Raw genomic sequence first — 17,479 nt, forward strand, 5'->3', positions numbered from 1 at the left:
TCCGTTGTTTGGTCGATCAGGTGGGGCGCACGCGGTGCGCGCACACGAACTCGGTTTGAATCTCGACGACGTATCCGCCGCCTTCGGGGTCTTGCACACCGGCCGTCGACATTGAGCCAGGCAGGCACCACTGCACCTTGCCCCCGAGCGTGATGTCGGTCTGTGTGATGTGGGTTTGGATCTCGGCGAGGATGCTGTACGCGGCCTCGAACGCTGCGCGTCCGTCGGCCTCACGGTTGCCGGATGCCGCGACCCACGCCCCGACAGAGATGCCGATGCGTATCGATTCGTCGAACTGTCGACGCGGGCCGATGTTGACGAGATCGGGGTCGACTGAGACGTCTTCCATCGCGACCCAGCGGGTGGCGAGGATCTCGGCGGGCGGCGCGTAGTAGCGGTCGATCTCCACGCCGCGGTGCGCGGTCGCTGTCTCGACGGCCTCCCATACGCCGTCGCGCGCGGCGAGGATGCCGGTTGCTTGGCTGATCCCGCTCACGTGCCGCTCCCGTAGAAGATGCGGGGCGGGAAGGGGGCGAGCCAGACGGCGACTTTCGCGGGCATCCCGACTCCCGCGGGTGCGGTCGGCTCGGCAGACTGACCGCGGGCGTTCGTGCCACCCTTGGTCTGATTCCACATGAGCTTGCCCCACTCGCGGGCGCTCATCTCGAACTCGGGCGGCAGACCGGCACCGGGGATCTCATGGCGGTGCGGCTCGACCTTTCGCCCGGTGTCCCGGTCGATCAGGCTGCAGACGGTCGCCGCGAAGAAAGCGAGCTCCTCCTGCTCGGCCGCGATCTGCTCGTCTGAGAGCCCGATCGCCTTCCCGAGCACGTCGGCCGCGATGGGCCATTTTGCTGCCACGGTGTGGTCTCCTCTCACGAGTGAGGGGCCGCACACTCGGCGCGGCCCCTCACTCAGCGATTACTCGGCGGGCGCGGCGTACCCGTTGGCGACGAGCGACTCGGCCTCGGCGGCCGGAAGGGTCACCGTGCGCCCGGCTCGCGGCCAGGGCTCGCCGTTGCGGAGACCCGAGATCGTGATGAGCATCACGAGCTCGACGTCGCCCTCGGTCGGGATCTCCTCGTCCGTGTACGGCTCGCTCGTCGGCGTGGCCGCCTTCGATGCCGAGTCGGCGAGGACGGATGCCGCGGCAGCGACGTCGGCGACCGCCGACCCCTGCCCCTGAGACGGGTCAACGTCGGCCTGCGCCTTGACGTCGACCGTCGCCTCGGGCACGGTCTGCCCGGCCGGGGCCGTCGCGGTGTCACCCGCGGCGACCGCGACGAGCGGGGCCGGCTGGTCTGCCGACGTCTCGACCGCCGCGTCTTCGCGCACCTCGCCCGTCTCGGCGGGGACCGACTGCGTGTCAGCCTTCGCGGGGCGGCCCATCAGGACGCACCACCCGCGAAGTGCTTGATGGCCGAGGCGTCCATGAGACGACCGTCGGCGCGCAGCTTGCCGCGGAACGCGACCTGATCGGTGCCGAATAGGGCGTGGTCCGAGCGCTCGATGCGCAGGTTTCCGACGGTGCGCACCCAGTAACGGGAGAAGTCACCGTAGAACAGCGACTTCGCACCGACGCCGACGCCCGCGATGAACGGGTCACGGAAGACGGGCGCGCCGAGCAGGGTCGACGGGGCGCCGTTCAGGCCGTTGGGCTCCCAGAGGTAGCGGCCCGATCCGTCCTTCTGCTTGCGGATGGATGCCACGGCCGAGTTGGACGCGACCCATGCGGCGTTCGCCTGGTAGGGGGCCAGCACCGATTCCTGCAGGTCGATCAGGTTGTCCCACGTCGGGGCGCCGCCGACACCGGTCGCGCCGGTCACGCCGACGGTTGTCGCGCTCGCGATGCCCTGCGGCGCGTTGACGCCCGAGCCGGTCGCGAGATCCTGGCCCAGCAGGACCGAGATGTTCTCGCCGATGAGCTTGTTCGTCAGCGACTCGATGTCGATCAGCGAGTCCTGCACGAGCTCGGTCGAGATGCCGACGAACTCGCCGTATCCCTTGGCCCCGAACGAGATCTGACCGAAGGTCGGATCGGTGCCGCCGATCTGGGTCGCCTCGGGGGCGGGGGCCGCCGCACCGAAGGACGTCAGTCGGGGCAGGGTGACGGTGTCGCCCTTCTCGGTGACGAACACGTATGCGCCCGCGGCGAAGATGCCCGAGAACTGACGCAGCGGCTGGATCAGCTGCGCGAGGTAGGTCTGTCCCACCGTGTTGCCGCCGGCCAGGGCGGTACCCACGGACAGCGCGCGCGCCTCGGCGTGCATGATGGCGCGAACTTCGTTCGCGTCGGGGATGTACTCGAGGAACTTCGTGTCCCCGTTGAGCACGCCGCGGATCTCGCTCGCGAACTGCGCGACGTCGGCCGCCGATCCGAAGGCGGAACGGTTGCCGAGGAGGTTGCCGGCGAAGTTCGCGGCGCGCTCCTCGATCGTGCGCTGCTGCACGAGCAGGGTCATGCGGTCGTCGTAGTCGTTGTAGGCGCGCTCGAGCGCCTCGAACTTCGTCCGCTCGTCGGCGGTGAGAGCGCGCTCGGCCGCGATGTCGGCGAGGGGCTTGCCCTCGTTCTCCCACGCCCGCTTCTGCTCTTCGGCGAGGGACTTGATTCGTTCCTGAATGCTGGTCATTCGGGTGTGTCCTTTCTCAGATCCCGCGCTTGCGGGGTCGGTTGGCGAGCGCGGGGTGCGTCTCGCGGGTCATGGCCGCGGCGCGCTTGGTCGCCTCGGCCTCCCACTCGCCGGGGGCGGCGGGGGAAGGGTGCAGGGATGCGCGCACGGCGTCGATGTCGACGGCGCTGCGCATCTGCGTGGTGGCCGCCCAGTAGGCGGGGTCGGCGACGGGTGCGATGTCGCTCAGCGTGGAGCGAGTCACCCGGCGCACGAGGCTGCCGGCGGCGTTCTCGCGCCACTCGACGTCGAGCGGGTGGAACGCGAACGACGAATGTCGGTAGTCGCCGCGCTTCGCGAGTGCGGCGACGTCGCGGCCGGCGCCCGTGTCGGGCAGATCCACCTCGTACCGCACGCCGACGTCGTCGATGTACAGCCGCAGCGTGCCGGCGTCGGTCGTGCCGAGCAGCAGTCGACTGTCGTGCTCCGCGCGCGCGATTACTCGCGTGTGCAGGGCCATGTCGACGCGGCCCTCGGCATCCGGTGCGCCGAACGCTTCCGGTGCGATCTCCTCGAACCAGCCGCCGAGATCGCGAGAGGGCGAGTCGAACACGACCGCGTAACCGGTCAGCACGCCCACACCTCCCGACCCCTCGGCCGCGGCTCGGAACTCGGTCGGCTTGTCGACGACGCGGCGCTCGAGCTCGGTCATTGCGTCCCCCCTTCGGGCATCTCGACACGGGACGTCGAGTCAGATTCGGATTCGGATTTCGTGGTGGCGTACCAGGTCTGCCACTGCTCGATCTCGGTGTCATTGATGCCGCGGCGGCCGAGATCTCGACGCGCCTCGGCGAGCGTGAGCGTGCCGTTTTTCAGCTGCTCCGTGATCGATCGCATGAACTCGAGCAGGCCGGGCCGTTCGAGCCGTGACAGGTCGTAGGTCAGTTCCTGACCGAACGGGAGCACGTCACTGAACGCGGCCTCCGCGCGCCCGGACACCCCGCCCAGCGTCTTGATGCGGAACAGGGTCGCGTCCATCTCGCGATTCGAGTACGTGCGCGACGAGCCGGCTTTGCCGCCGACCTCTTCCGGCGGGACGCCGAAGATAATCGCGATCTCGGTAGCGGATGCCTCGATGGTCTGCAGAAACTGCGCCTCTTCGGGGCTCACCGAGATCTTGCGGTAGTCCCACTCCCCCGGCAGCGCGACCGGCTTCCCCTCGGCGGCGGCGGCCACGAAATCGTCACGCGCCTCGGTCAGCACTTTGCCGTCGATCCGCGTCCCCTTGGCCTGCAGGATCGCGGGCGGCATCGACGACTGCTTGAACCAGCGGCGCCCGTACTGCCGAGCCAGATCCGCCCACTCGAACGATGCCGCGAACGCTGAGATTGGCGACAGGCCGCGGACGGTTCCGGCGCGCAGCTGCTCGCGCAGGTGCAGTAGGTTGCCACCCTGCGACACGAGCTTCACCGGCACGCCGGCCACCCGGTATTTCGGATCGAAGGGATTCGATTCGTCGATGGTCACGTGCTCGTCGGCGACCCACTGACAGAACCGGCGATCACTGTCGACGAGCCCATATGCGTTGCCGCGAGTCTTCAGTTCGGCGACCATCTGCACCCGGGAATCCCAGACGGAGATTGTCGGCGACGGCTTCGACAGGATCAGCGGCGTCTCGACGATCTCTCGCTGACCGCCCCGCACCTCTGTGACGGTCACCGTCGCCTGCGCCCACTGATCGGTGATGTAACGAATGGCCGCGTAGGTCGCGGCCTGCCGCATCGCACCACCGCGGCCGAGCGACTGCCAGGCCGGCCCGAACACGTCAGACGCGGAGATGTCTCGCGTCTCAGCCTCTCGGGTGAACAGGCTCACGATCGCCGCCGGATCGGCAGCGGGTGCACGATCAGCAGCACCGCGATACCCGCGATGATCAGCGCGACGGGCAGCGACCACATCGCCACCCCGACGACGATCAGCAGCACGCCGAGCGCCTCGAGCAGATCGTCACGGAACGTCGCGAGGAACGATCGCAGCACCGCCCATGCGGCAGCGAGCGCCGCGCGCGGCTTCATTCGGTCGGTCATCCGGCCTCCTTTGTCGTGCCGTTCGCGGCGCGGAACGCTGCGATCGGGTCGTATGCGAGATCCGGCAGGAGCTCGGCGAGCATCTGCCGTGCGTAGGTGATGGCGACGAGCGCGGAAACGGGGCGCATCGACTTGCCCCTGATCCACTTCCAGCCGGCGTCCGTGGCCTTCGTGCTCGCGGATTTCAGCGCCTCGGTGAGCTCGTCTTGCCCGAGGTGCACGACGTCGTGGTTCAGCACGGCGTCGAGCAGGCCGGGGCCGGCGACGGCGATGTTCGCGGCCGTCATCACGCGGGCGTCGATACCCGCCTCGAGCAGCTTCGGCAGCAGGAACCCGGCCGCGCGGTGCTCGAGGTAGACCGGCCCGGGCGCCTCGCGCACCAGGTCGACGATGCCGGGCACCTCGAGCCCGTCGTCGCCGTCGAGAATCCAGTCGGTACCGGGCGCGTCGGCCAGCACTTCCAGGTGAATCTTCGTGTCAGTGCGGATGCCGGCGACGGCGATCGACGCCCACGCCGACTCGGGCGCCACGTCGATGACGTACACGACTTCGTCGCGCGCCACCTCCGACCCGGGGTCGACGACGGCCTCATGCTCCCACCGTTCCTTCGGGATCTTCCACGTCTTCTCGACGTCGTCGCTCCACCAATTCAGGAACGGCCGCAGGAACCCGCCCTGCATGGCCTCTCGGAACGCCGCGATCTTCGTCTGATTCGTGGTGTAACCGAGCGCCGGCATGCACCCCCACCAGGTCAGCGGGTCGTCGGGATCGGCCCCGTCGGGCGCCGAGTATTCGACGTACATCGTGCGCATTCGCTGCGCGTTCAGCAGCGACGGGTCCGCGCGGAGGAGCTCGACACGGGCTCGGCCCGCCTCGGCTTTCTTCCACATGAACGGTGACTTCGTCTTGGACTCGCCGGCCGTCGAGATCCACAGCGACTGAGCGTCGTCGACCGCAGTCGTCGCCGGCATCAGCGCCGCCTCGAGACGGTCGTCCTTCTGCGCGAAAATCTCATCACCGACGGTCAGTCCGAGCGTTCCACCGTGGCCGGCGTTCTCCGTCGGCGCGTCGATCGACCACTTCGACCCGTTCAGGAACTTCATGTGCTCGCCACCGTTGGTGAGATTGAGCGTGTTCCCGGTGCGGTTGCGCTGCAGCAGCTGCCCGAACGGCGACGCCGCGATGCGGTGATGCTGCTCCTCCTGCAGCTTCTCGAGCGCCTTCTCGCGCGTCTGCGCGATGTACAGCAGGTACTGCCGATCGGGCCACATGATCATGCGGTGCACGCCCCACGGCAGGACGATCGACGTCTTCCCCGACTGACGGGGAACGATGATCACGATCTCCGAGTACCAAAGCAGCCCCGTCGCCGGGTCGATCTCGAACGCGGTCTCGAGGATCTCCCGCTGCCACGGCATCGCCGCCCAGCCGAGCAGCGCCATGATGTTGACGACCTCGTGCGCGATCGTCGCCCGAGCAGGGTTACGCGGGGTCGCCCACCGGGGCCGGGTTTCCACTCCCGCCGGTACCCCGGATCGCACCCACGAGGGCGGCGAAGGCATCAGCACCGCCACCACCCCCGGATTCCTTCACGTCGGCGAGCACCTTGCGCATCGCCTCAACGGTCGACGCGAAGTAGCGCGCGTTCGTCGGGTCATCGAGAGAGCGGGCAGCGCGGAAGATCAATTCGTGGCGCATCCGCGTCGCAGCATCCGCCGCGTCGGGCATCGCCTCACGCGCCGCACGCTCGATCGGCGCGGGAGCTTCGAGCAGGTTCAGCAGTTCCTCGGGCGACAGGCTGTCGCGGTGCACCCACCCGGCATCTCGGATCGCAGCCGCCGCGACGATCGACGCCGTCGCCGAATCGCCGCTCGCATCCCACAGCGCATCGTCGATCAGCTGCGCGAGCTCGTCGCCGAGCGCCGGCCGACGAACCGACAGAGCGGATCGCACTTGGTCGTCGAAGTCAGGCGCCCCGACTGTCACGACGACCGGACGTGTAGGGCGCTTTTCGCGTGTAGGGCGCGCCCTCACTTCGGGTGCGGGCGCCGCCTCGGCGACCGGTTCGCCACCCGCGGCGGCGCGCTTGCGCTCCCGGTACTCGGCCTGGTCTTTCGTCTTCCACGCGCGGCACGCATCGCACCGACAACCCGCGCGATATCGCGGCCGGGTGCCGTGCTCGGGGGTCTTCGCCACCACGGCGCCCACCTCCGCTCTGCGCCCCTCTGACGCGTCGAGCCGAGGGCACGCATTGCAGTGCGACCCGAGGCCCGTTCGGCCGCGCACGGCCCCCTCCGCGCCCTACACGCCCTACACCCTCACGCCGAATGAACCGGGGAGAGGGATTTGGGAGCGGGGCGAGGGTCGGGAACGGTGCCGGGGGGTGAAAAAAATCGATCGAAACCCGGCGGGTGCCGACGGGCCACGGGCGCATGGCCGACGGGCCGCCGACACTCGTCAGGCGTCGATCAGTTGTTGCTCTCATCAGCGGTGCGGCCACGACGACCAGCGTTCGCCCAGCGCGACGAGCGGATGCCACGAGCAGTACGCGGGGCACGGTCACGCCTCCCCGCATTGCACCCATAGTGAGCAGGCCGCAGGTTCCACAGATCCCACGTGCCGCCATCCTTCGCCGCCTTCACGTGATCGAGCGAAGGACCGAGCGAATGCCAGGGACGCAGCCCGTACCGGATAGGCCCCCGTGCCCCACGGCACAGCCAGCACTGCGGCGTATCCACCTCGGGCACCACGAGCGCCAGCAGGCGCGCGTACTCTGAAGCGCTGAGCTTCTCCGCGTAATGAGGCACAGCGCACCTCCCGAGCTATTTGACCTCAGGCCACCCTGCCGGGGGCAACTTCATTTCGCGATCCCATTCGGCGTCTCCCGACACCCCGAATGCAGACGCGGAGATTTCGCCGGTCGCCCATTTCCTCAGCCTCTTACTGACGCTCGCAGCTACCGCCCATCGGTAGCTGGACTCGTCGGGAGTGAAGTCCTTACGTCCTTTCGGCGGCGGTGTAGCCACACGTCGCATCTGCCGGACCCACCATTGCCCTACCTCGAAGCCCTCGTCAGCCGACTGAAGGGCAGCGATGTGTCTGGCCAGATCGTCGGGGAGCTTGTCGACCCGGTCACCGAGCATGTCTGCTGGCAGGCTCGCCGTCTGCATGGCCCACGCCGTGGCGTCTCGAGCCGCAACCTTCTTTGCGGCGGTGACCTCATCGCTCAGCCGCTGCCGGCGACGCCAGGTCTCCGCCGCCTGCGATAGCAGGAAACCCAGCAGAGCGGAGGCAAGCGCAATGCCGGCCGCCACCCACGGTTCGAACGGGTTGCCCGCGAGAGCGTCGACAATCTTCTGCACCTGCTCATCAGTCACCCGCTCACCATAGCGAGCAAGGTGTCGGACCCCCGGCGTACCGTCCGACAAATGGACCCAAGACGCGGCGCACGCCTCGGCACCGTAAACACTCACCACGAGCTCGCCTATCTACGAGCAGGCAGCGACCCACCGTGGGAGCGCCCACACCGCGACGGCGTCGATATCACCGACACCCCCGAGATGTGGACGCCCTACCAGCGTGAGCGGCGGCTAGATTTCGAGGCCCGCGTCGCGGACTACCGCCAGCGCGGACGTCTGTAAATCAGCCTTTCAACCCGAACGCGTTTGTCAGCACGGCCAATGCAAAGCCGATTGGCAGCGCGAGCGCTGCCGTCGTCACTCCAACCTTTAGGTTTGCCTTCGCGTCGATCCGCCGAGCGTGGGTCTCCGCGCGGGTCTCCATCCGAATGCGATGCCGCGACTGCCGGATTCTCTCCCTCTGAGCGAGCCTGTAGCTCCACCGCCCCAACATGGTCACGACGACACCACTCGCTATCCACCCCAGCAACATCCCAGGGAGAGGAAGAGGGGTGACCAGCAGCAGCCACCCCCATATGGCCACGAACAGTACGGCCCCCACGACGGGCAGCAAGGGCGCGAAACGAAGCGGACGCCATACCGGTTGACCGTTAGTCAGGATGATGTCCTCGAGTTCTCTCCTGAGCTCGTACCAGTCACCGATCCCCTCTTTACTGGCGGATATTGCGTGGCCGAGACCGTTACTGAAGGACATAACGGCGGTCACAGCGGCACGCTCGACGGTGATGTGCAACGTGTTGCGATCATATGCGGACAGCGCGTCGAGGTCCTCCGCCTGCACCGTCTCCCCGCGCCCGATGATGTTCATGGAGCGCTTAATGTAGGACACGGTCGCCGGGCCGTGATCCGGCAAGTGCTCGGCGTCGATCAGCGTCTTCGCGCGCGCCACCAACTCCCGCACCGTATCCATGTCGACGATCGTCGGCCGGATGCTGAACTGGTCCCTCGGGGGGCCATAGAGGAGGTCAACGAAGAACATGGGGCACAGACTACGGCTTCTCCTGGACGACTCCTCGGCAATGTTCTAGTGGCCCGCGTCGCCGACTAACAGCAGCTCGGGATGATTTGAGTCCCTACGACACGTGCACGAGCACCCCCGCCACGAACCAGCCGTTTCCGCTCCAATTGATTGACGTTCGCGGGTCTGCCCCAATCGGGAGCATGAACGACGTCAGCCGACGGAACGGCGCCCACTGGCGATAGTCGTCAGCTGCGAGCGAGACGGCGGGGCTCGACCCCGTGAATCCGTTTGGCGCAGTGTTGTTGTACACGCCCCCGTATCGAAACCCCGAGATGTTCAGCGCCCCAGACGTGGAGGGCGAAGCGACCGCCCACCCCTCGATCTCGACCGTGAGTCGTATCCCTACCGGGACCGGGCGATTCGTCTCCCGGGTTACACCCTCGCCGAAGTCAAACGGCGTCAACGCCGCACACCACACGAACGGGCACCCCGCCGGAACCGAGGCATCCGTCGACCGCACGGCGCGGCCCGTCTGCGACATGCCTACCGGATCACGCATCAGCTGTGATCGCGCGGCTACCGCGGCCCTCACGCCACGTTCCATCCCGACGGGACCGCAATCGACGCAGCACCCGGGATTGCCACCCACTGATCACCGGTCCACAGGAGGTGCACCAGATCGAGCGCATTCGCCGCGGCTGACAGCGTCACGGGCATGCCATACGGCGCGCCTGCGCCCTGAACGATCAGCGTGCGCCCACCCGTGGCGTCCTGCCTGAGCACGAGCGTCACGGTGAATGCGATACCGAAAGACGGGGTTGCCAGCTTCAGCGTGACATTCCCGGCGAGGGTGCGAACGTGCGTGATGGGAGCAACGTCGGCGAGCGTGACCGTCCCCGACCACGACCCCCGCGCAACCGCCGTAACGTCACCGTTCGAGCCCTGCGGCCCGGTAGCGCCCTGAGCGCCAGGTACCCCCTGCGGTCCGACTGGACCCTGAGGGCCGGCGACACCGACGCCCTGCGGACCCTGCGTCCCCGTGGCACCCTGCACGCCACGAGGCCCGTCCGCGCCTTTGTCGCCGCGCGGAGCCGCGTACACCGAGATATCGACGTCCGACTGCACCACACGGGTTTTCTGAGACGGGCCGACGGGGATCGACGAGCCGACGGCCGCGCCGACTGACCCGTGCAGGAACGTGCGGCGACCGCCCGCGAGCGTGCCCGACAGCGTCACCTCATCGCCCCACGCAGCGTCGGCGGTCTGCTCGGGCGCGAACGTCATCGTCAGACGACCCTCGGCCGCGCGCGACGCATCCACCACGCCCACGTGCTCGCCCAGACGCGCCTCGAACACCCACGCCGACAGGTCGACCGGTGCCTGCGTCGTCATCGAGCGAACGTGCACCTCACGGAACCACGTATCCCCCGGGTACAGGTGCACCCCGACGACGAGCGGCTCGACAGGCGACGACTCGAACAGTTGCGCGGACACGGCGCCCCCTCTCAGTAGTGCGCGGGACCGCGCAACACGGTGGACGCGCGCTGAGCACGCTCCACCGACGACACCGCCACCTCGGGCGGGTCCGCCTGCTGCACGACGAGCGCCTCGACGGGCGGCATCATGCGAGGCGGGTCAGGGACGATCGCGAACGACACGACGTCGTCGAACGAGCTGGTCATGACGACGTGCCTGACGTCAGGTAGGTCTCGAAGACGCCCGCCGTCGTCACGATCGACTCGGGAGTGTCGCCGAGGTTGCGGACCTCGAGCGCCTTCGACAGCGCGAACTCGCGGACCGGGTCGAGCTCAGCCATCAGGCAACCTCGAGATGCTGCACGCGCTGCCCGTCGAACGACGACGCCGCGACGTTCGGCTCGAACACCTCGACGAGCGCCCGCGTCAGCGGCACCGTCACGAGCACCACGTCGAGCGGCAGCCCCCGGAACTCGACGGCCGACGTCAGCACGTAGACCGTCTCGGCGGCCGGGAATGCGGCATACGCACCCGTCAGCACCTTGTGTCGGTCGACGTTTGGCAAGGAGGGCCAGAACACGGCAACTCGCAGCCCGGGCCGCTCATTGGCGATCGCTGTCGGGCTCGCCTCCACCGGGCTTGCGGCATCCGCTGACTCGGCCGAGAGGTCGCCGACGGGCGGCGCGCTCAGCGTGGCGGCGTTCACCATCTGCAGCGCACCGACCAGGATCGACGCGAGCACCGTCGCCACCTGCAGGATCAGAGACGACGTCGACTCGGACCACAGCGAGAACGTGAACCCGACGACACCGATCGCACCGCCGAGCGAATAGATCACGCCGCGGCCGGTCGTGTTCAGCCACGTGAACCGGTCGCCCGGTCGCAGCAGGAACAGGCCCAGCGCGCCCTGCAGCGCGAGCAGGCCCGACGCCGACAGGTCGAGCAACGCCGACGACTGCACGTCGGTCACCGCACCGAGGATCACGAGCAGCGACGTCGCCGACGCGACCAGCGCCTGCAGCGCCTGCCGCCGAGCGTCCGTGAACCAGCCCGCAACGCGGGTCAGGAAAGCCTTCATCGTTTCGTCTCCTCTTCGTCGTCGTCGTCACAGTCGGGCTCGAGCGTTGACCACAGACGGTCATCGACCGCCGCGAGCTCCTCGTACTTCACGTGCAGACCGGCGACGCCCTCCTCGAGCCGCTGCGACGTCGCCGCCAGCGTCTCGACGGCCGCCTCGGTCCGTCTCAGCGCGTCATTCATCGACGTGCCGTGATTCGGGTGCAACTCGTGATGCACCTGCGCCATCGCCTTGTCCGTGCGTTCGATGAACGCCGGCAGCCCCTTGACGCTGTCCAGCACCTGCGCGGCCGTGATCACCCCGCGGGCGAACGCGACCACACCGGCCGGGATCGTCTTCACGACCGGCCACACGCGTTTCGCGAACAGCCACACCGCGACGATCGCGCCGACGATGATCGACACCCCGGCCGCGATCTCCTCGAGCCCGAGGGCGGCCAGAATGTCGACCATCAGCGGTTACTCGCCCTGCTGCTTGCGGAGACTGTCGATCTCGTGCTGCGGCCACGTCACCGACATGGCACCGCGCGCGATGAGATCGTTCAGCACGTCGGGATCGGTGAGGTAACGAACCTCGCCGTCATCGAAGATGTAGACCGTGCCGTCGCCGCCCTTCGCATAGACCACGATGGGGAGCACCTCGGCGGGGTCGGCGGCGCGGCGGCGCGCGTCGGCATCCAGGATGCGCGTGTGCACCGCAGCGGGCACCTCGACGATCGACACCGGCAGGCCGGCGGTCGACTTCGTGCCGCGCACCTCGTCGGGGTGGCCGTAGGGCACGACCAGGCCCGCGATGGCGAGGGACTGACCGATGGAAGAACTGATGATGGTTGCCATGTCTTCGTCCTCCAAAGGATCGGGTTTGGCTGTGGTCTCGGGGTTGATGACGATCGACGCGAACGCGGGAACGCTGAACGGGTCGAAGTCGCCGATGTGCCACTCCTCGCGGGGGCTCACGAAATCGACGGTGAACCCGACCGCGCGACACAGGGCGACGAACCGAGCCCATGCGAGCGACTCGTTCGACGGGGCGAGCGATCGCCAGTTGTAGACGTCGACCGCAGCGCAGTCGCGGCCCTGGTAGGTCAGCCCGTGCGAGGAATAGCCGGGCACCGCGGCCCAGATACCGAGCTCCTCGCGGTACTTATACTGGATGCTCAGCGGGCGGTAGCCGTTCCACCCGGGCGTCACGACGAGCAGTACGCCGTACTTCTCGACGCCGAGGCGTCGGAGCTCAGCCCACCGGGCCGCGGTCCCCGCCGGCAAATAGAAGTCAGGGCCGAGGTAGACGAGATCGCTCAACGCCGCCTTGCCGTTTGCGTAGCGTGGCATCCGTGGCCTCCCCTCAGTAGCCGACCGCGAACCAGTTCGCGCGGCGCAGGCCGGCGGCCCCGCCCCACAGAACTGAGAACCCGGCCTTCGACGGGTTGACGACACCGCGGACCGTGCCGCCGCCGCTCGCGTCACCATCGGTGACGACGGTCGCCAGGTGCGCGTTCGGGAACGGCCGATAGAACGAGATGTTCATTCCGTTGCCGCTGCCGTCCACGCTCGCCACGCTCGTGCCGGCCTGCGTGAACACGAACGACGTCGGGCTCACACCCGGCTCGACCTCGACGGGGCGCCGCCATCCGGTGCCGTCCCACTGGTACTGACCCGCACCGATCACGCACTGATCGCCCGGGCTCAGCAGCGAGCCATTCGCCGACGCCCAGTTGTCGGCCGCGGTCTTCGTCGCGAACGACAGGACACCCGACGTCGGCACGAACACGCCACCGCGGGACACCTCGATCTGATGCAGCGGACGAGCGTCGCCGCGGGTCGTCGCCAGCGGGCGCGCCGCGCTCACCGGGAAGTCACCACCCGACAGGGCATCGACGATCTGCGCCTGCTCGGTCGCGTTCGCCGTCGGCACCACGTCACTGATCGACAGCAGCGCCTTCGCGAGCGCATCACGCTTCGGCGCCTCGCCCGCCGCAATGGTCGAATGCTTCTTGACGTCTGTAGCCACAGCCGTACCCCCTTCGGACGTGCGGGAACGGCCGCCCGCGGGGTTTCCCCACACGCAGGCGACCGCCCCCTCTCACCACTCCCACCTCACAGGGAGACCAGCACCCGGCACCCACCGGGAAGAACTACGCCCCGGGCCGCACACCCGCGAAAGGATGGGCCTTGCATCACGAGCACGCGGCATCCGCTCCTAGCGCGATGCTCGACGACGTGCCCGCGGCCGGCTACTTGTAGTGGCAGCAGCGGCGACTCGAGGCGAGCCCCCGACCCGGTCTATACACACGGCGTCGGGAAGACTCAGGCGCAGGAACACCAAAGGCCCGAACCGCCAACCGGTCCGGGCCTTCGTGTCAATTCTTGCGCAAGCTCAGCTTAACAGGCCGCCGCGCCACACGGAGGGCGTTTCAGCCCTCCTCGATCAATTCGTCTCGCAACTTCAGCGCCACGACGAATAGTTGCATCGCACTGTTTCGGAAATCGAGCGCCTCGTCAGGGCCAGGCGACGCTTCCCCTACAAGAACGTCGTTCCTCACCTTCCACAGCTTCATCACACCTCGCACAAACGATCCACGCACCCGCCCCGCACGAAATAGCTCCCCGAGAATCGTCGGCATGTCGGGCGGCCCAACCCGCCCTTTCCGCTGCAGGGCTGAGACCTCGCCGATGAGCCCACCCAGCGTCTCAAACGATTCGCGTATGCCAACCTCCGGCGCTGCCACAGTGCGCGCAACGGATGGAAATTTGCCGGACTTCGGCGGCGCGAAGTGCCCATTCCACTTGTCTGCGTCAGCCGGTGAGGCTCCGTCTATGTCGTAGAGCTCTCTGAGAGATTGAGGCCATACACCTTCAGTGCGCGCCCGCTGCTCCGTGCCCTCCACGGTGTTCTCTTGCGCGCTCGGCTCACCTTGCCCCTCGGCTGCCGGCGGGGCTTCGTCGCCATCCCCGCGTGCCGAGTCGGTAAGCGCCTCGCCCACCGCTTCTCTCGCCTGCCGGCGCGCCACCTGCAGATCCTCGGCAAGCTCGGCCTCTACTCCGAACCCCTTCCAGGTCCGAATGCGGCCGATTAGTCGCCGGATAGGACCGAGTAGCAGGAGCACGACGATGAATAGAACGACGGGCCACGCCAGACTGCCGATCACGGATGCGGCGAACTCTTTCCATCCCACCTCGGCAGTATGTCAGCCGGGGAGTGCATCGCGATCTGTTGATGTTCGAGCAGCCGCCAGAGTCCGGCGGGCTGCCCGTGGACGGTGCCGGGCGCGGCGAAGGTCTCGCCGCACCCGCACTCGTACTCGGTGACGCTCACGCTGCGTCCGCCTCGGCGTACCGGCCGCCCTCGTCGCGGACGTTCTTCGCCGCCGCCATGCGTTCCTTCGTGGCGAGCAGCGCCGACTCTCGGTAGAGCGGCGTCTTCCGCCCGGCGACATACGGTGACGTCTCGGGCTCGATCTCCCCCGCCTTCGCCCACCGCTGCAGCGTGCGCAGCGACCCGGCGACGGCGGCGGCCTGCGCGCCGCCGAGCAGCCGGTCGCCGTGCTCCGCGATAGGCGACGCCGTCGACTCGTCGAACACCCGCTCAGGGCGAAGCGCCCGCGACGGGGCGACCGCCTCCTCGGCCGGCTGCTCCCGACGCTCCGCACCCCACTTGTCCAACGCATCCTGCACCGACCACGCGACGCGAACGCCGTCCTCGTCGGCCGGATGCCGCTCGAGCAGCAAGCGGTGCAGCGAGATCACGTCGTCTTCGTCGGACAGCCACTCGTCGAGATGAGCGAGGATGCCAGCCGCCGCGGCCTCGGCGTCGTCAAACGCCTCGGCGGCATCCGAGCGCGGCCACCCGCCCGACGGCGACCACCGCCACAGCCCCTTCTGCAGAGCCTCCGACGCGTCGATCAGATCCGCCGACGCGGGCGCGGGCGCCTCGGGCGACGCCGACCCCGTGCGACGCGCTCGATCCTCATACACGATCGCCGACGTCGGATCGATGAGCGACCGCATCCGGCCGATCAGATCCGCCGCCTGCCCCAGCACGAACCGGAACCGGCCCCGACACTTCGAGCACACTAGCGTGCCCCCGACCGTCGGCTCAGCCGCGCACCCGTCGCACGGGAACGTGTACTCCCGGCCGTCGTAGACCATGCAGTCAGCGAAGTGCACGCCCTGCTGAGCACACCCCAGAACGCACCCCGTCACCGCTGCACCCCATCGATTGTCTTCTGCAGCGCGGCGAGCATGCGGACCTGCCAGTCCGTGAGCTCGTAGCCGTCCGCCCTCGCGAGTGCCCGGTACTGCTCGACGACGCGACGCTGCCGGCGGATGGCCCGCCCGGCTCGACGCTCTGCACGTGTGCGGCCCATCAGAACGGCACCTCCCCGCCCGAGGCATCCCAGGCACCCGAGTCGTCGACCGGGGCGTCATACGGTGCCGACGACGGCCGTGCGCTCGACGACCCACGGGATGCCGAGCGCGTCACCCGCGCCGTCGCATACCGCAGGGACGGGCCGATCTCGTCGACCTCGAGCTCGAGCGACGAACGATTGTTGCCCTCGCGATCCTGGTAGCTGCGCTGCACGAGACGACCCGTTGCGACGACTCGGACGCCCTTCGTCAGCGATCCGGCGATGTGCTCGGCGAACTCCCGCCAGGCCGAGCAGCGGAGGAACAGGGGCGTCCCGTCCTTCCACTCGTTCGCCTGCCGGTCGAATGCGCGCGGCGTGCTCGCGACGGTGAAGTTCACCACCGGCAGCCCGTTCTGCGTGTGCCGCAGTTCCGGGTCCGCGGTCAGGTTGCCGACGATCGTCAGCGTGGTCTCTCCGGTCATGTGTTCGTGCTCCTCATATCGTTCTTCGGTCTTGTGCTCGCTGCGGCCCGCGCGGCCCGGGTGCGCCCAGACGACGCCTCCCGGCATCCGCTGCACCCGCAGCGGTGCGCGTTGTAGCAGTGGCTTGTCTTCCCGTGTCTGTGCCACGGCGGGCATATGACCCGTGGGGATCTCGGCACATACCCGGGCGCCTCAGCCAGCAGCCGCCGCCGGTACACGACCGACTCGGCGAACGCTGCCGCCACTCGATCTATGAAGACGGCGAAGGCGAGATCACTCACCACGGCTCATCCCCCGGCCCATCCGCCTGCGTCTCCCAGTTCACGAGTTGATCCGTATACCGCTGCTGAGCGAGCCACCTGTCGTGCTGACGGCGGGCGGTACCGCAGGGTCCGCAGTTCTCCCGGCGGCCGTTGGGATGGTCGACGCACCCGATCGGCGGGGCATCCAGCAACAGCGGTCGCCGCGGCGGCGCGGCCCTCTCGGCCCGCTCCCGCCACGCGGCCCACTCGCCGTCCCGCTCGACCTGCTCGGCACGCACTCGCGCTTCCGCCCGCTCCCTCGCGCTCTCCCCCTCCAAAGCCACGACATGTCGCGATGAGTCGTGACCGGGCGGCGGCGGGCAATCCGACGGCGGCGCGGTGCGGGTATCCGCCTTCAGGGTGCGACGAAGACTGATCCACTCGGACCCCCGCGCCTGATAGATCGTGAGAAACCCGCTCTCCTCGAGCATCAGCAGGTGATCGATCACCATCGGCACCGCCGCCTGCCCCGGGTAGATATCCGCCGCGATCAACTCGGGCACCAACTCCCGACGCCCCGTCAGATCCGTGTGCAGCCAGAGCCCCTGAGCCGTCGGCTTCGCCTCGTGCGGCGCCCTCATGTACCCCGGGAACCTCAGATCGTCTGTCGCGATCGTCCGCTGCCTCATTGACGCCTTGCTCATTACCCCTCGCGAATCCCTTGAAACACAGATCGACGGCCAACTGCACGTAGTGCTCGGGCACGCTGAAACATTCG

At 68.4% G+C, this 17,479-nt stretch carries 23 protein-coding genes; all 23 read right to left on the reverse strand.

Annotated features, from left to right (window positions below):
- Window positions 1–16: 16 nt before the first annotated feature.
- The 23 genes from DEU35_RS07010 to DEU35_RS07105 all read right to left on the reverse strand — a co-directional run bounded on the left by DEU35_RS07010 (window position 17) and on the right by DEU35_RS07105 (window position 17,342).
- Complete coding sequence (locus DEU35_RS07010; protein ID WP_116239057.1) at window positions 17–496, reverse strand: hypothetical protein; 480 nt, start codon at window positions 494–496, stop codon at window positions 17–19.
- Complete coding sequence (locus DEU35_RS07015) at window positions 493–861, reverse strand: hypothetical protein (protein WP_116239058.1); 369 nt, start codon at window positions 859–861, stop codon at window positions 493–495. The genes DEU35_RS07010 and DEU35_RS07015 overlap by 4 nt, the downstream gene beginning before the upstream one ends.
- Before the next feature lie 60 nt (window positions 862–921).
- Complete coding sequence (locus DEU35_RS07020) at window positions 922–1,389, reverse strand: hypothetical protein (RefSeq protein WP_116239059.1); 468 nt, start codon at window positions 1,387–1,389, stop codon at window positions 922–924.
- Window positions 1,389–2,630 carry a phage major capsid protein gene (locus DEU35_RS07025; RefSeq protein WP_116239060.1) on the reverse strand — a complete coding sequence of 414 codons (1,242 nt, stop codon included), beginning with the start codon at window positions 2,628–2,630 and terminating at the stop codon, window positions 1,389–1,391. The genes DEU35_RS07020 and DEU35_RS07025 overlap by 1 nt, the downstream gene beginning before the upstream one ends.
- Before the next feature lie 16 nt (window positions 2,631–2,646).
- On the reverse strand, window positions 2,647–3,321 hold the full coding sequence (locus DEU35_RS07030) for an HK97 family phage prohead protease (protein WP_116239061.1): 675 nt from the start codon (window positions 3,319–3,321) through the stop codon (window positions 2,647–2,649).
- Complete coding sequence (locus DEU35_RS07035; protein WP_147301841.1) at window positions 3,318–4,391, reverse strand: phage portal protein; 1,074 nt, start codon at window positions 4,389–4,391, stop codon at window positions 3,318–3,320. Before DEU35_RS07035 ends, DEU35_RS07030 begins: the two co-directional genes overlap by 4 nt.
- A gap of 89 nt (window positions 4,392–4,480) precedes the next feature.
- Window positions 4,481–4,696: a hypothetical protein gene (locus tag DEU35_RS07040; protein WP_116239063.1), complete on the reverse strand. Its 216-nt coding sequence runs from the start codon at window positions 4,694–4,696 to the stop codon at window positions 4,481–4,483.
- Window positions 4,693–6,213, reverse strand: coding sequence for a terminase large subunit (locus tag DEU35_RS07045; RefSeq protein ID WP_181904597.1), 1,521 nt, complete (start codon window positions 6,211–6,213; stop codon window positions 4,693–4,695). Before DEU35_RS07045 ends, DEU35_RS07040 begins: the two co-directional genes overlap by 4 nt.
- Window positions 6,179–6,682 (reverse strand): hypothetical protein, encoded by a 504-nt coding sequence (locus tag DEU35_RS07050; protein WP_147301843.1) that lies wholly within the window; start codon window positions 6,680–6,682, stop codon window positions 6,179–6,181. Before DEU35_RS07050 ends, DEU35_RS07045 begins: the two co-directional genes overlap by 35 nt.
- Window positions 6,683–7,518: 836 nt before the next feature.
- Window positions 7,519–8,073 carry a hypothetical protein gene (locus DEU35_RS07055; RefSeq protein WP_116239066.1) on the reverse strand — a complete coding sequence of 185 codons (555 nt, stop codon included), beginning with the start codon at window positions 8,071–8,073 and terminating at the stop codon, window positions 7,519–7,521.
- A 265-nt stretch (window positions 8,074–8,338) separates the two neighbouring features.
- Complete coding sequence (locus DEU35_RS07060) at window positions 8,339–9,094, reverse strand: hypothetical protein (RefSeq protein WP_116239067.1); 756 nt, start codon at window positions 9,092–9,094, stop codon at window positions 8,339–8,341.
- Window positions 9,095–9,664: 570 nt separating this feature from the next.
- Window positions 9,665–10,570: a collagen-like protein gene (locus DEU35_RS17520; protein ID WP_116239068.1), complete on the reverse strand. Its 906-nt coding sequence runs from the start codon at window positions 10,568–10,570 to the stop codon at window positions 9,665–9,667.
- Window positions 10,571–10,581: 11 nt separating this feature from the next.
- Complete coding sequence (locus DEU35_RS17085; RefSeq protein ID WP_181904598.1) at window positions 10,582–10,758, reverse strand: hypothetical protein; 177 nt, start codon at window positions 10,756–10,758, stop codon at window positions 10,582–10,584.
- Entirely contained in the window at window positions 10,755–10,892 is a 138-nt protein-coding gene (locus DEU35_RS17090; protein WP_181904599.1) for a hypothetical protein, read from the reverse strand. Before DEU35_RS17090 ends, DEU35_RS17085 begins: the two co-directional genes overlap by 4 nt.
- Window positions 10,892–11,629 (reverse strand): hypothetical protein, encoded by a 738-nt coding sequence (locus tag DEU35_RS07070; protein ID WP_116239069.1) that lies wholly within the window; start codon window positions 11,627–11,629, stop codon window positions 10,892–10,894. The genes DEU35_RS17090 and DEU35_RS07070 overlap by 1 nt, the downstream gene beginning before the upstream one ends.
- The gene (locus DEU35_RS07075) at window positions 11,626–12,081 is read right to left on the reverse strand and encodes a hypothetical protein (RefSeq protein ID WP_116239070.1); all 456 of its coding nucleotides are present in this window, start codon (window positions 12,079–12,081) and stop codon (window positions 11,626–11,628) included. The genes DEU35_RS07070 and DEU35_RS07075 overlap by 4 nt, the downstream gene beginning before the upstream one ends.
- A 6-nt stretch (window positions 12,082–12,087) precedes the next feature.
- A complete protein-coding gene (locus DEU35_RS07080; protein ID WP_116239071.1) occupies window positions 12,088–12,960 on the reverse strand; it encodes a hypothetical protein in 873 nt (290 codons plus the stop codon).
- A gap of 13 nt (window positions 12,961–12,973) precedes the next feature.
- On the reverse strand, window positions 12,974–13,639 hold the full coding sequence (locus DEU35_RS07085) for a hypothetical protein (RefSeq protein WP_116239072.1): 666 nt from the start codon (window positions 13,637–13,639) through the stop codon (window positions 12,974–12,976).
- Window positions 13,640–14,042: 403 nt separating this feature from the next.
- On the reverse strand, window positions 14,043–14,804 hold the full coding sequence (locus tag DEU35_RS07090; protein ID WP_147301844.1) for a hypothetical protein: 762 nt from the start codon (window positions 14,802–14,804) through the stop codon (window positions 14,043–14,045).
- Window positions 14,805–14,940: 136 nt separating this feature from the next.
- Window positions 14,941–15,636 (reverse strand): hypothetical protein, encoded by a 696-nt coding sequence (locus DEU35_RS07095; protein ID WP_147301845.1) that lies wholly within the window; start codon window positions 15,634–15,636, stop codon window positions 14,941–14,943.
- Window positions 15,637–15,827: 191 nt separating this feature from the next.
- A complete protein-coding gene (locus tag DEU35_RS17095) occupies window positions 15,828–15,995 on the reverse strand; it encodes a hypothetical protein (RefSeq protein ID WP_181904600.1) in 168 nt (55 codons plus the stop codon).
- Window positions 15,995–16,459 (reverse strand): single-stranded DNA-binding protein, encoded by a 465-nt coding sequence (locus DEU35_RS07100; RefSeq protein WP_116239349.1) that lies wholly within the window; start codon window positions 16,457–16,459, stop codon window positions 15,995–15,997. The genes DEU35_RS17095 and DEU35_RS07100 overlap by 1 nt, the downstream gene beginning before the upstream one ends.
- Window positions 16,460–16,736: 277 nt before the next feature.
- Entirely contained in the window at window positions 16,737–17,342 is a 606-nt protein-coding gene (locus DEU35_RS07105) for a hypothetical protein (RefSeq protein WP_220340841.1), read from the reverse strand.
- Between the last annotated feature and the right edge of the window lie 137 nt (window positions 17,343–17,479).

This window comes from Microbacterium sp. AG157 (genome assembly GCF_003385695.1).
GTDB classification, from domain to species: Bacteria; Actinomycetota; Actinomycetes; order Actinomycetales; family Microbacteriaceae; genus Microbacterium; species Microbacterium testaceum.